Source organism: Boseongicola sp. (assembly GCA_014075275.1).
Taxonomy (GTDB): Bacteria; Pseudomonadota; Alphaproteobacteria; order Rhodobacterales; family Rhodobacteraceae.
The window spans coordinates 1,054,469-1,067,517 of record CP046179.1 but is presented as its reverse complement, the minus strand read 5'-3'; the positions used below and the strand labels follow the sequence as shown (position 1 = coordinate 1,067,517).

11 protein-coding genes and 1 pseudogene are annotated in these 13,049 nt (G+C 57.4%); 6 read left to right on the top strand and 6 right to left on the bottom strand.

Annotated features, from left to right (window positions below; all coding sequences use genetic code 11):
• Positions 1-68: 68 nt before the first annotated feature.
• The 5 genes from GKR98_05345 (at position 69) to GKR98_05325 (ending at position 4,916) form a co-directional block, all read left to right on the top strand.
• A complete protein-coding gene (locus GKR98_05345) occupies positions 69-791 on the top strand; it encodes a succinate dehydrogenase/fumarate reductase iron-sulfur subunit (GenBank protein QMU57675.1) in 723 nt (240 codons plus the stop codon).
• A complete protein-coding gene (locus tag GKR98_05340) occupies positions 791-1,462 on the top strand; it encodes a hypothetical protein (protein ID QMU57674.1) in 672 nt (223 codons plus the stop codon). The genes GKR98_05345 and GKR98_05340 overlap by 1 nt, the downstream gene beginning before the upstream one ends.
• A gap of 1 nt (position 1,463) precedes the next feature.
• Positions 1,464-3,218 (top strand): FAD-binding protein, encoded by a 1,755-nt coding sequence (locus GKR98_05335; GenBank protein ID QMU57673.1) that lies wholly within the window; start codon positions 1,464-1,466, stop codon positions 3,216-3,218.
• Positions 3,218-4,174: a fumarate hydratase gene (locus GKR98_05330; GenBank protein QMU57672.1), complete on the top strand. Its 957-nt coding sequence runs from the start codon at positions 3,218-3,220 to the stop codon at positions 4,172-4,174. The genes GKR98_05335 and GKR98_05330 overlap by 1 nt, the downstream gene beginning before the upstream one ends.
• Before the next feature lie 76 nt (positions 4,175-4,250).
• Positions 4,251-4,916, top strand: a complete 666-nt coding sequence (locus GKR98_05325) for a fumarate hydratase (GenBank protein QMU57671.1) — start codon at positions 4,251-4,253, stop codon at positions 4,914-4,916.
• Here the strand turns inward: GKR98_05325 and GKR98_05320 are convergent.
• The 4 genes and pseudogenes from GKR98_05320 to GKR98_05305 form a co-directional block, all read right to left on the bottom strand.
• The gene (locus GKR98_05320; protein QMU57670.1) at positions 4,913-5,656 is read right to left on the bottom strand and encodes a TSUP family transporter; all 744 of its coding nucleotides are present in this window, start codon (positions 5,654-5,656) and stop codon (positions 4,913-4,915) included. The genes GKR98_05325 and GKR98_05320 overlap by 4 nt on opposite strands.
• Positions 5,653-6,554 (bottom strand): annotated as a pseudogene (locus GKR98_05315) (LysR family transcriptional regulator). Before GKR98_05315 ends, GKR98_05320 begins: the two are co-directional and overlap by 4 nt.
• 113 nt (positions 6,555-6,667) lie before the next feature.
• Positions 6,668-7,687, bottom strand: coding sequence for an anthranilate phosphoribosyltransferase (trpD, locus tag GKR98_05310; protein QMU57669.1), 1,020 nt, complete (start codon positions 7,685-7,687; stop codon positions 6,668-6,670).
• The gene (locus GKR98_05305; protein ID QMU57668.1) at positions 7,684-8,265 is read right to left on the bottom strand and encodes an aminodeoxychorismate/anthranilate synthase component II; all 582 of its coding nucleotides are present in this window, start codon (positions 8,263-8,265) and stop codon (positions 7,684-7,686) included. The genes trpD and GKR98_05305 overlap by 4 nt, the downstream gene beginning before the upstream one ends.
• 128 nt (positions 8,266-8,393) lie before the next feature.
• On the opposite strand from GKR98_05305, the gene GKR98_05300 reads away from it, so the two are divergent.
• On the top strand, positions 8,394-9,968 hold the full coding sequence (locus GKR98_05300; protein QMU57667.1) for a hypothetical protein: 1,575 nt from the start codon (positions 8,394-8,396) through the stop codon (positions 9,966-9,968).
• Between the two features lie 16 nt (positions 9,969-9,984).
• Here the strand turns inward: GKR98_05300 and GKR98_05295 are convergent, their stop codons facing one another.
• A complete protein-coding gene (locus GKR98_05295) occupies positions 9,985-11,259 on the bottom strand; it encodes a hypothetical protein (GenBank protein ID QMU57666.1) in 1,275 nt (424 codons plus the stop codon).
• Positions 11,260-11,695: 436 nt separating this feature from the next.
• Positions 11,696-13,047, bottom strand: a protein-coding gene (locus tag GKR98_05290) for an IS3 family transposase (protein ID QMU57665.1) whose coding sequence is annotated in 2 segments (ribosomal slippage) — positions 11,696-12,711 and positions 12,711-13,047 — 1,353 coding nt in all. Because the reading frame shifts where the segments join, the coding sequence is not laid out codon by codon here.
• Positions 13,048-13,049 lie beyond the last annotated feature (2 nt).

Genomic DNA, 13,049 nt, shown 5'->3' with positions numbered 1-13,049 from the left:
GCGTTCATTAAGGCGCGCTGTCGGATACACTGTTTGCAGCACGTTCGAGACCGAAAGACTGCTGAGCCATGACCGCGAAGACGCTGAAAGTGACCATCGAGCGAGACGCCGCCGCGCCGGAGGTTCAAAGGGTGTTCGATGTCCCGGTCTATGACAATCAGACAGTTCTGGATGTGATCAGTTGGGTGCAGCAGAATGCCGATCCGACGTTGAGCTATCGTTACGCCTGCCGGGTCGGGATGTGCGGGTCTTGTGCGATGATGGTGAACGGCGTGCCGCGTTGGACGTGCCGGACGCATATTTCCAAAGTTCTTGACGGCGGCGAGGTGACAGTCGGGCCGCTACGCAATCTGCCAGTGATCAAGGATCTGGCGGTGGACATGGATCCGTTCTTTGACAAATGGATCGCGGCGGAAGGCGTGCATCATGGCGCGTTAACGCGGGATGATCCGATTGAGCCGATTGATGCGGAAAACACCGCGCGGGTCGAGGCCAATGCCGGGATCGAGTGTATCAATTGCTCGGTTTGCTACGCGGCCTGTGACACGGTGGCAGGTAATGCGGAATACTTGGGGCCAGCCGCATTACAACGGGCGTGGACGCTGTTGAATGACGCCAAAGATGGCGCACGCGATCAGATACTAGACGCGGTTTCGCAGACGGGTGGATGCCATAACTGTCATTCCATCGGATCATGCACGGCCTATTGTCCAAACGAGCTTGATCCGATGTCGGCGATTGCCGGGTTGAAGCGTGAAACGGCGAAAGCCTTCTTTGGTGGGAAGCGCTAATGCTGAATTTTCGCCTGTATATGCTCCAAAGGATCACGGCGCTGGTTATGGCGCCGTTGGTGTTGGGGCACCTCGGTGTGATGATCTATGCGGTTCAGGGGGGATTGAGCGCGGGCGAGATTTTGGGGCGCACACAGGGCTCGGCCCTTTGGTTTCTGTTTTATGGCATGTTCGTTCTGGCCGTTTCGATCCACGGGGCGATTGGCCTTCGGGTGATCATTTTTGAATGCGGGGGCGTTCGGGGTCGCGCATTGGACATTCTGATGTGGGCGGTTGGATTAGGTTTGTTTGCGTTGGGGGCGCGGGCCGTTTGGGCCGTGAGTGCGGCGCGCGGGATCACATCACGGGCGCATCCGCTGTGGCTGGCTTATGTGTTGCATCGGCTGTCGGGGCTGGCCTTAGCCTTGTTTTTGCCGGTGCATTTTTGGGTGCTGGCCATGGCCGTGAGCAATCCGGCGCAATTGGACGGGTTTTTGGCATTGACCGACATGGGCGTGGTTAAGTTGGCCGAGTTCGGATTGGTGTTCCTTTTGGCGGTGCATATGTTCGGCGGTTTGCGCGTGATGGCGCTGGAATTTCTGCCGTGGTCGGCTTCACAGAAGACCTTGGCAGCGGGCGCTGCGGCGTTGTCATTTTTTGTTGCCGTCCTGTTTCTGTTGAAGGCGGTGTGAGATGCGCCTTTCAGACATCGAGCGCCATGACACTGATATTCTGATCCTTGGCACCGGCGGAGCGGGGCTGTTTGCTGCGCTTCATGCACAACAAAGTGCACCCGAAGGGACCAAGATCACCATTGCCGTCAAAGGGTTGATCGGTAAATGCGGCTGCACCCGGATGGTGCAGGGTGGCTATAACGTAGCGCTAGGGGGTGGCGACACCGTAGAGCGACATTTCATGGATACGATCCAGGGCGGAAAATGGCTGCCCGATCAGGACATGGCCTGGAGGCTGTGCGAACAGGCCGTGGTCCGTGTGCGCGAGTTGGAAAACGAGGTTGGCTGTTTTTTTGACCGCAATGCGGACGGGTCACTGCATCAAAAGGCCTTTGCGGGTCAGACGGCGGACCGGACGGTTCACAAGGGCGATCTGACCGGCATCGAGATCATCAATCGGTTGATGGAAAAGGTCTTGGCCTCGGGCGTTGAAAGGCTGCAGGAGCATCGCGCCGTTGGCCTGATCCCGACCAAGGATGGCTCGGCTTTGGCAGGTGTGCTGATGATCGATATGCGCACCGGCACGTTTCGGTTTGTGCGTGCCAAGACGGTGTTGATGGGCACCGGAGGCGGGCCAACTATGTATAAGTATCACACGCCGTCCGGGGACAAGACCATGGACGGGCTGGCCATGGCATTGCGCGCGGGTCTGAAGCTGCGGGACATGGAGATGGTGCAGTTTCACCCAACGGGGTTGCTGGCCGGTGATCACACGCGGATGACCGGCACAGTGTTGGAAGAAGGTTTGCGCGGTGCTGGCGGGCAGCTTTTGAACCATGCCGGGCAGCGGTTTATGTTTGATCATGATGCTAAGGGCGAACGCGCGACGCGCGATGTGGTCAGCCGGGGTATTTATGCGGAGATGCGCAAGAACAATAACCCGGCTCAGGAGGGCGTCTTTATCTCAATGGGTCATCTGGGGCCGGAAAATGTGCGGGCGAAGTTCAAGGGCATGGTGAAACGCTGTGAGGACAGTGGGTTTGATCTGGCTGCGGGACAGGTCGAGGTGGTGCCGACGGCGCATTACTTTATGGGCGGTGTCGTCGTTGATGTAGATACCCGAACCGCGCTTGAGGGGCTTTATGTGGCGGGCGAAGATGCCGGTGGCGCCCATGGCTCGAACCGGCTGGGTGGAAATGGTGTTGCAAACTCAACAGTTTATGGCGGTATCACCGGGGATGTGATGGGGGATGACGTGTCTGGCATGAGTCTGCGTGATCCTGATGAGGATGTGCTGGGCGCCGAACTGGAGCGGGCGATCTATCCGCTGACGCAAAAACCGGATCTGGTTTTGCCGCTGCGCAAAGAATTGCAGGACTGCATGTGGGATGAAGTGGGCGTAATGCGCACAAAGGCTGGCATGGAGCGCGGTTTGCTGGGTATCGGGGCGGTTTCAGAAGCGTTGATGGATGTCGGCGTTGAAGGGAGCAATCTGGCGTTTAACCTGACCTGGCATGACTGGCTGAATTTGCGCTCGCTCTGTGATATCTCCGACGTCATTACCAAGGCCGGGATTGCGCGGGAAAACTCGCGTGGGGCGCATTATCGCGAGGATTTTCCCGAGGCGGGTGCCATGGAGGAAAGTGCATTTACGGTGGCGCAGCTTCAAGGTGGCGAGGTTACGGTGAGCAGTGAACCGGTTCAGTTCACGATTGTTAAACCGGGCGAGACGGTCTTGCCCGACGGCGAGCCCGAAACATTGGTGGCGACATAATGATCCCGATACATTTGATCCAGCAGACCGCTGAAACCTTGACGGACAAGGCGGCCATCGAAATCCCGCAGGATTATCTTGATGGGCTGAAACTGGCGGCAAAGACCGAGGATGGTGATCTGTCGTCCTTTGTTCTGAAGGCGATGCTGGAGAATTATGAGGCGGCCAAGGAAGACCGGCGGGCCATGTGTGGTGACACGGGCGTGCCGCGGTGGTTTGTGAAACTGGGCAACGAGGCGCGGGTTGAGGGCGGTATGGTGGCGCTGGAGGCGGCGTTGCGGCGCGCGACCTCAAATGCCACCAATGGAGTGCCATTGCGTCCCAATCGTGTGCATCCTTTGTGGCGAACGGATCATGACAACAATGTCGGCATCGGCGCGCCCGAGATCGAATATGGGTTTGAGCCGGAAGGGGCCTGGGTCGATTTGATTACCGTGCACAAGGGCGGGCTGTTTGGTACCGACTATCGGATGTTGTTTCCGTCGGACGGGGTACAGGGCATCAAGCGGTTTTATCTGGATAGTCTGATGGCCTTTGGAAAGCGTGGGTTGGCCTGCCAGCCTGCGATTATCGGCATCGGGTTGGGTGGGTCGAAAGACATTTGCATGACGCTTGGCAAGCGGGCCTCGACCTTGCGCGTTGTTGGGTCGCGGAATTCGGACCCCGAGATTGCGAAGATGGAAGACGAGTTCAAGGAACTTGGGAACTCGATCGGCATGGGAGCCATGGGGTTTGTTGGCAAGAACATGGTGATCGATTGCAATATTGAGGTTGGATATTGCCATACCGGCGGCATGCCGATGTCGGTGCATGCTTTTTGTCTGTCGTCGCGGCGCGCGGTTGCACGCATTCATGCTGATGGGCGGGTCGAACACCGGACGGACCCGGATTGGTTCACGGATTATCAGCGTCGGGAAACAGTTGAATGGGAACCTGCACGGGAGGCGGCGGAGTGATGCGAAGTCTTACAAAGACTTCGGTGCGGATTTTTCGTAAAAATCCGTCGCGCCAGAGCCGGGACTGGAGCACTACATGAGTCTGCGAGAAGTTCGACTATCTACAACGCCGTCGCCCGAGGCCATTGCGGATCTGCGGCTTGGCGATGTCGTTTATCTTGATGGGCTGATGTATACGGCCCGCGAAGGCGTTTATATGCGGGCGTTGGAAGATCGGGCCAACATTCCTATGGAGTTGCCGGCAAAATCCGCTGCCAACTTTCATTGCTCGCCCGCTGCACGGATCAACGACGATGGAACCTTTGAAATGGGCGCGGTGACGGCGACCGCCTCGTTCCGGTTTACAAAGTGGCTGCCGGAGTGGATGGCCAAGACCGGAGCGAAATTGATCGTTGGCAAAGGTGGAATGACATCAAAGGATTACAAGAGTTACTTCGTGCCAAATGGCGCGGTTTACCTGTCGACTGTGGGGTATGGAACGGGTGCTCTTTTGGGGCGCGGTGTCGAGAAAGTTGAGGCGGTGTACTGGAACGAGGAACTGGGGCTGGCGCAAGCGATGTGGGTCATCAATTGCAATAAGATGGGGCCGTTCATGGTTGCTTCGGATCTGAACGGCGACTGTTTGTTTGAGCGCGAAAACGCCAAGATCGCTGAGAATGTTGCGCGAGTTTACGAGGGGACGAAACCTGCGGTGCTGAAACGCTATGGTGAAAGTGACGACCGCACGGACGAAGTGATTTAGGTCAGGGCGCTGACCATGACGCCAAGGCCCATCAACAGCGTCAGTAGGATCAAAATACGTCGAAAGGCTGTGTCGCTGAGGCGACTAAACACAAAGATGCCGATCTGCGCGGCGATCAACCCAACCGGAACAGTAACAAGTAGGGCGTGAACTGCTGTGCGATCGTAGGCCCCTTTCAAGAACAGGAGGGTAATTGTGGTGGTGAGTATGGCGACGTTGAAGGGCTGAAGGACGGCGCGGGTTTCGGTCTTGGTCCAGGGCCGAATGGAAAGCCAGATTTGTGGGAGGGCCCCTGATACGGCTACAGCGCCGCCGAGAATGCCGCCGAACAACCCGACAGTGCCATCGATACAGGGTGTGCGACCCGAGAATGCGGGTAGGTTCTTGCGAAAGCCAAAATAAAGACCGTAGAGAATCAGCATGGTGGCAATAGCGATCCTCAATGCTTCGCCGTTGATCACACTCAGGAGCGAGATACCGATGGGCACCCCGATCAGGCCGGGAACAACGAACCTGAGAAGCCGGCGCGGTTGTGCCAGGATTGCGCCACGCACGATCCAAAGGCCTTGGAGGCCCACCAAAACCGACATGAGGGCAACGATGGCAACGGCAGTTATCGGATCAAGGACAACAAGATAAAGTCCAAGCGCAAAGAGCGCGGTGCCGCTACCTGCCAACCCGTTGATAAATCCGCCCGCCATGGCACCCAATATGAGAAAGACATAGAATTCGGCGCTCATTTGGAGGTGGTCTTTATGGTTGTGGCGGCGGTTTCGATGGCATTCATCAATGCAGCAAAGAGTTCGTCCAGGGCACGTGCTTTGAGTTGGTTCTTTTGGTGAACGAGGCCCAGTGTTCTTTGTGGCGCGTCGGGGCCGAGACTGAGGCGTTTGACGGGTATGGCGTCTTTTGGTTTGACGGCCAGGTCAGGAACAATGGACACGCCAAGATTGGCATGCACCATGCTGGCGATGGCCTCGGGGCTGTCGAGTTCCATGGTTTCGGAAACCTGAATGCGGTGCGACAGGATCCAGTTGTCGATCAAAGCACCGACAACGGCGGTGCGATCAAACCGGATGAAGGGGCGGTTTTCAGCAGTTCTAGCGGATCGTCTTCGGGTTCATCCGGGGATGCGATCAGTTGCATGGGTTCGGTGGTCAGGTCGCGAAACACAACACCCAGCGGTAAACGGTCGGGTTTGGATATGATGGCGGCGTCCAGGTGGCCGCGCTCGATCTCGGACAGAAGAGTGCTGGTGAGGCCTGGACGGATATGGAGGCCAATCTGCGGATACTTAGCTTTGAGCGATGCGAGGGCCTGGGGGGTTAGCCCGGTTAGAGTGGTGCGCAGCACGCCAAGATTGATGATGCCGCTGAGGCCGCCATCGTTCAGAACCGAGGGAACCAGATTATCATAGTCGGCGATTAGTTGGCGAGCCTTGGCGACGATCTGATGGGCAACAGGGGTCAGTTCGGGGGTTCTTGTGCTGCGATTAAACAGGGCGATGCCCAGATCCGCCTCGAGCGTTTGCATTTGCTGGCTGACGGCGGCGTGGGTCACGTGAACAACTTCGGCAGCTGCGCTGAATGTCTTGGTATCGGCAATGGCCACCAGGGTACGGAGTAGACGGATGGTCATAGTCGCAGGCCATTTTGAAAGGATACCTGTCGATATCAGTCAGCAGAGCGGACTTCAATAAAGGGATGCTTTATATAGATAAGTGCATGGCCTGGTTGGCACGTCAGCAGAATTTATGACGCGCCTTGAGTGACCTTTGCCAATCCTTCGATTTTCTGACGGGCTGCGCCGCTGTCGATGGATTGAGCTGCCAGGGCGACCCCTTCGGGCAAGGTTGCGGCTTTTTCGGCGATGACCAGTGCGGCGGCCGCGTTCAGGAGAACGGCGTCGCGATAGGCCGAGTGTTCTCCATCGAGTAACGCCTGAAATGCACGCCCATTTTCTTCGGGTGTGCCGCCGACGATGGCTTCGAACGGATGAACGGGTAGTTTGGCGTCATCCGGGTGCACGTCAAATTCTGTGATCGCACCGTTTTTCAGAGCAACGACTTTGGTGGGGCCGGTGATAGTGATCTCATCTGTGCCATCTGATCCGTGGACCAGCCATGCGGCTTCGGACCCGAGCGTTTGCAGGGTTTCGGCCATGGGGCGCAGCATCGCTTCGGAGAATGCGCCAGTCAGTTGGCGTTTTGCTCCGGCGGGGTTGGTCAGGGGGCCGAGGATGTTGAAGATGGTACGGGTGCCAAGTTCGGCGCGCGTTGGCATGACGTGGGCGATGGCCGGGTGGTGCATGGGGGCCATCATGAAGGCGATGCCGACTTCTGCCAGGGCTTTTTCCACCACGTCGGGGCCGACCATGACGTCGATACCCATCTGTCCGAGGGCATCTGCCGCGCCGGATTTCGAACTTAGGTTGCGGTTGCCGTGTTTGGCGACGGTGACGCCAGCGCCTGCGACGACGAAGGCTGTCGCGGTTGAGATATTGAGGGTGCCTTTGCCATCGCCACCTGTGCCGACGATGTCCATCGCATTGGCGGGCGCGTTAACTGACTTGCATTTAGCGCGCATGACGGCTGCTGCGGCCGAATATTCTTCAACCGTCTCACCGCGCGTGCGGAGCGTCATCAGCAAGCCGCCGATCTGGCTGGGTGTCGCTTCACCATCAAAGAGGCAACGAAAGGCGGTTTCGGCTTCGTCACGGGTCAGGGGCCGGTCAACGGCGGCGGCGATGAGGGGCTTCAGAATATCGCTCATGCGGGCACCGGGACGTTGGAGAGGAAGTTTTTAAGCATGGCGTGGCCATGTTCGGATCGGATTGATTCGGGATGGAATTGCACGCCGTGGATCGGTTTCGTGCGGTGTTGCAGACCCATGATAGTGCCGTCGTCCAGCCAAGCGGTGACTTCGAGGTCGTCTGGAAGAGTATCGCGGTCGACAATCAGCGAATGATAGCGTGTGGCGGCCAGAGGCGAGGGCAGGTCTTTGAAGACGCTTTTGCCATCGTGGTGCATTTGGCCGAGTTTACCGTGAACGATGTCATCGGCGCGCACGACTTTGCCACCAAAGGCCTGTCCGATGGTTTGATGGCCAAGGCAGACGCCCAAAAGCGGAGTGTTCGTTTCGGCGGCGGCTTCGGTCAGGGCAAGGCAAATGCCTGCCTTGTCGGGGTCACATGGACCGGGGCTAAGGATGATGCCGCTGGGATTAAGGGCCATTGCCGCCTGAACATCGAGCGCATCATTGCGGTGAATCGCGCATTCGGCCCCCAGTTCGCCCAGGAAATGAACCAGGTTGAAGGTGAAGCTGTCGTAATTGTCGATCAGAAGCAGCATTTTGCTAGTCTCGCGCCGAGAAGTGCAGATATGGGGTGTCAGGCGCTGAAAGCGCCGGTATACTTGTTCAGAGGTGTCAGCATTCGTCAAGGCACCCGTGGCATTTGAGCAGAGTAAAGGAGAGGGCGTTGGGACGCGGCTTTCTCGCAGGCATATTCTGGGGCGGTCTGGTCGGGGTTGCGATCCTGTTCGTGGCCAATCAGGCAATGGATCGGCGCGAGCTGAGTTTACCTAAGCCCGAAGCGACCGAAATTGAGGTGCCAGCCGGCACTGAATTCGATCAGGCGCGACCCGAAACGGACCCAGTGGTTCCTGAAGTTGAAACGCGCCCAGAAGCGGATCCTGTGGCCGGTGTAGCAGTGCCTGATGACGCCGTCGAAGAGCCGTCGACGTTCGACACTTCGTCATTGGAAGTGCCGCAGCCAAGTATTGAAAGCCCAGGTGGCTTAGGGGAAACCCCTGAAGTTGCAGACGAAGTCGCGATTGATGTAACCGGACCCGGGGACAGTGCGGCACCGGCGGGCAGCCCGACGTTGGCGCAACCGGAGGCCCCGACGACCGCCCCTGAGACGACAACCGAGGCACCGGACTCAGCCCCGACCGAACCGGAGACTGAAGAGACAGCCGAAGTGGATGCACCGGCACCGACAGTTGAGACCGAGATTGCTATGCCGGTCGCGCCGGAAACAGTAGAGACGGCTGAAGCTCCGTTACCACAAGCCGTTGAATTGGATACCAGCGAGGCACCAAGTGTTCCCGTGGCACCAGCGCCAGCCCCAGCTGCGACTGTTGCGCCCGATATAGATGATTCTCTGAATACGATAATTCGCCCTGATGGAGGCGAGAGCGAATTCTTCCGCCCGGTCGATGATATTACCAACCGTGCCCCCAACGTAGAAACCGACCGTTTGCCACGCATTGGGGCGGCGCCAACGGTGGATGTTGCAGGTGTTCCGGCAGTGCGTCGAATTGGCGAAGAGGAAGAAGAGCCGCTGGATTTGCCAAGCGATGATGATCCGGTACCAGCCGATGGTCCGGCATTGTTGAAATGGCGCATTCCGTTTGATGGCTCGTCTGGCTTGCCGCGACTTGCCTTGGTGCTGGTGCACGACGGCAGTCAGGCCATGCCAAGTGATGTTCTGGACGGTGTGCCAGAATTTGTCGGGTTCGGTATTGATTCCGGAATGGCAGGTGCTGCGGGGATAGCTGCGGCTTATCGCGCCGCAGGGCGCGAGGTCGTGATGATCCCGTCTTTGCCGGTGGGAGCAACGCCTCAGGATGTGGAAGTTGCCTTGCGGGTGAACTTTGACACGGTTCCCGAGGCGGTTGCGGTTATGGATTCATCCGGCGATAGTTTTCAATCGGATCGGGCAGCTGTGGCGCAGGTGGTTGATGTCGTTGCAAACAGTGGGCACGGGCTAATCACTTTCCCACGCGGATTGAACACTGCCCACCAACAGGCTGGTCGCGTGGGCGTTCCGACGGCGCTGATTTTCCGTGATATTGATGGCAGTAACCAGACCATCGAGCAAATCATCCGCGCATTGGATCGCGCTGCGTTCCGGGCGCGTCCGGGGACGGCGGTCGTTCTGGTTGGGCGTAGCGGGGCTGATACCCTGGAAGCCTTGCGCGAATGGATACCGACCAATCGCGCGAGCAGCGTTGTGTTGACGCCGGTATCAGCAGCTTTGTTGGGCGAATAAGGGCTTCGGTCTTTCGTCAGGTAAACCAACTATAACTTGTGATCTTTTGCGCCGAGAGAGGCGTCACTTGGTCGGTGTCGCGGTGGCCGGTCAGATTGCTGGCATGGGCCGTGATTTCATCGGGACACAACGAGACGATGTGAGACCCGGCGCCTTTGAGTGTCGGTGTTTCGGCAAGCCAAAGGTCTGAGTCTGTTTGCGCTGCCTCAACCAGTTGGTAGCCCATACTTTCTGCGGCTTCGGTGATCGCTTCCAGCATCGCCGGGGTTGCCGCATGACGCGCCGTGACAGAGATGGTGAGGGTGCGTGACTGCCGGGTGCCGCGATGCTGGTCTTTGTAAAGCGTATTTTGAAAGTCCGTATGGTCCGGATCTGTGGCGGCATAGCCGAGCAAAGCCTGCTTTTTGACAGCGGCCAGATCAATGGTATCGCGAAACGATTGCCTGAGAACTGCGGCGTCTTCTTCGTGCATGGCAAAGTTTGTTTGCAATTCGATACTGCTGAAACCGGTGCTTGTATGAAGGTTCACACCGGGGGCACGCTCCAAAAGCGCGGTCATGGTCGGATCGATTTGATCAACGAAATCAACTTCGCCATTCGTAATAGCGGTCTGTCTGGTCAGGGCCTGGGGCATAGCGGCGATCATCAACTGGTTAAAATGACCGCGGGCAGGGTGCCAGTCGTTCTGGTTGCGCGAGAGTGTCAAAACACCGTGTTTGATGGTGTGCATTTGGTAAGCACCGGAGCCCGAGAGCAACGAGGCATCCTGTGAGACTATGATATAGGCGGCTTGTGCAAGTTGGTGCGCGAATTGAGGATCGCGCCGGTTTAGTTTGACGATCACTTGATGGGGTGAGCTTGCCCGGATCGATTTCACATTGTCCAAGCCAGCCGCGCTTTGCAGGGATGTAACAACGTGGTCGGCGCTCAGCGATCTGCTATTGTGGAATGTCACACCGCGACGCAGATCAAAGACCCATTGGATAAATGCCGGATCATGTTCGATGTTGTCAGCCAGCGCCGCCCTGACTTGCCCGTCGGGCCCAATGTCGGTCAGTGTATCGCCCAGGGAGTAGCGAAGAACAGCGTTTTGCCGCAGATCGGTCCCACCGAGACCAAGTCTGAACAATCCGCCTTTGCGCGGCACGGCGGCCTCGGCCTTTTCGGCAAGTGAGACGGCAGTAGGCATTGTGACGCCCGTGGCCAGTGCAGACATGATGAACCGGCGGCGATTAATTTGACCCCGCGATAGACGCCGCGCCTGGCGTTTCAGATATGATTCATGCCGCATGTTGTGCCGATTTCACCGATAGACGCGGAACACTAGCGGGGGGAGGCGATGTCGAACAGCGATTTTTTTTGAACTGATACAGCTGGAATTGACATGAATAGACCGGACCAGTGTCTCACGGAACACCGGCCCGGCCCTGCTGCTTACAAAATGGCTGCCTTAAAACCTGGAAACATGGCACCCACACAACTTCGAAATTCGAAGCCTCACTACCGGAATCAAAACGACGAGACCGGGCAATTCAGAACCGACACGAAACCATTGAAATCGGGAGAGAAAACATCGGGAAACTTACCAACGGGGGATGGGCGTTCAATAACGGGAGAACCGTATCAATTGCCATAATCGTTGGTTTTGTTATCTGTCCGTCGTCAGGGTTTTGGGAACCAAGAGTTGCTTAAACAAGTAAAGAGTTTGGCTCGTCTGGTTGATGTTATTATGCGGCGCGCTGTCTGTGATGCAAGCGCCGCGCTTCGAGCGTCTTTCGTTTGATCCTTTCCCGTTGTCTTAGAATGGCTTTGTCACGCCCGAAGTAGACGTCGGCGGGTGTGACGTTGTTCAGGCTCTCGTGGTAGCGCTTGTGATTGTAGTGATCGACGAAGGCTTCGATCTGGGTTTCGAGGTCTCCCGGAAGGAAGTAGTTCTCCAATAGGATGCGGTTCTTCAGGGTTTGATGCCACCTCTCGATCTTGCCCTGTGTCTGGGGATGATATGGTGCGCCCCGAGAATGCTTCATGCCTTTGTCCTGCAGCCATTCAGCCAGATCGCCAGAGACGTAACTGGACCCGTTGTCGCTGAGGAGGCGGGGTTTGTGGATGACGTGAACCTGATCGCACCCTGATGCTTGTAGCGCCAAATCCAGGGTGTCCGTCACGTCCTCTGCCCGCATGTTCGTGCAGAGTTTCCACGAGATGATGTAGCGGCTGTAGTCGTCCAGGATTGTGCTGAGATAGAACCAGCCCCAGCCAAGCACTTTGAGATAGGTGAAGTCGGTTTGCCAAAGCTGGTTGATCGCAGTGGTCTTGTCTTTGAACTCGTTTGCCGCCTTGAGCACGATAAAGGCCGGGCTGGTGATCAGATCGTGGGCCTTCAGGGCCCGATAGACTGAAGATTCCGAGACGAAGTAGCGCTCCCGATCCGTGAACGTCACTGCCAGTTCGCGCGGCGACAGCTCCGTCTCCTGCAGCGCCAGCTTGACGACCTTGCGCCGGACTTCGTCGGGGATGCGGTTCCAGACATGTCTGGGCTTAGGCGCTTGATCCACAAGGCCAGCGTCGCCGCGCTGCCGATACCGATCATACCAACGGTAAAATGTGGTGCGGGGGATGCCCAGCTTTGCCAATGTTCGACGAGCAGACAAATGCGACCCCTCAACAAGCCGGATGATCTCCAACTTCTCAGATGCAGCATACCTCATTCTTGGTCGCCCCCACCGCCGGTCATGCTTTTTTTGAGAAGACGCAGTTCCAGTGTTTGCTCGGCAACGACCTCCTTCAGGTCTCGGGCTTCGCGGCGCAGGTCCTTGACTTCGTCGGTCGTAGCCGCACGCGCCGTATCTCCAGCAAGCCGCCGTTTGCCAGCTTCCATGAAGTCCTTGGACCATTTGTAGTAGATACCTTGAGATATTCCCTCACGACGGCACAACTCAGCAATGCTGTCTTCGCCACGCAAGCCATCCAGCACGATCCGGATCTTCTCTTCTGACGAATACTGTTTGCGCGTCGCGCGCTTGATCTCTTTGACGATCTTCTCGCCGGGGCTCCTGCGAGTTCCAGTTGTCTGTCTCATGT

Excerpts from the sequence above, each read along its gene's own strand:
- GKR98_05325 (QMU57671.1), top strand. The coding sequence starts at position 4,251 with ATGAGTCTGCGAGAAGTTCGACTATCTACAACGCCGTCGCCCGAGGCC.
- GKR98_05345 (QMU57675.1), top strand. The coding sequence starts at position 69 with ATGACCGCGAAGACGCTGAAAGTGACCATCGAGCGAGACGCCGCCGCG.
- GKR98_05340 (QMU57674.1), top strand. The coding sequence starts at position 791 with ATGCTGAATTTTCGCCTGTATATGCTCCAAAGGATCACGGCGCTGGTT.
- trpD (QMU57669.1), bottom strand. The coding sequence starts at position 7,687 with ATGAGCGATATTCTGAAGCCCCTCATCGCCGCCGCCGTTGACCGGCCC.
- GKR98_05330 (QMU57672.1), top strand. The coding sequence starts at position 3,218 with ATGATCCCGATACATTTGATCCAGCAGACCGCTGAAACCTTGACGGAC.
- GKR98_05305 (QMU57668.1), bottom strand. The coding sequence starts at position 8,265 with ATGCTGCTTCTGATCGACAATTACGACAGCTTCACCTTCAACCTGGTT.
- GKR98_05320 (QMU57670.1), bottom strand. The coding sequence starts at position 5,656 with ATGAGCGCCGAATTCTATGTCTTTCTCATATTGGGTGCCATGGCGGGC.
- GKR98_05295 (QMU57666.1), bottom strand. The coding sequence starts at position 11,259 with ATGCGGCATGAATCATATCTGAAACGCCAGGCGCGGCGTCTATCGCGG.
- GKR98_05335 (QMU57673.1), top strand. The coding sequence starts at position 1,464 with ATGCGCCTTTCAGACATCGAGCGCCATGACACTGATATTCTGATCCTT.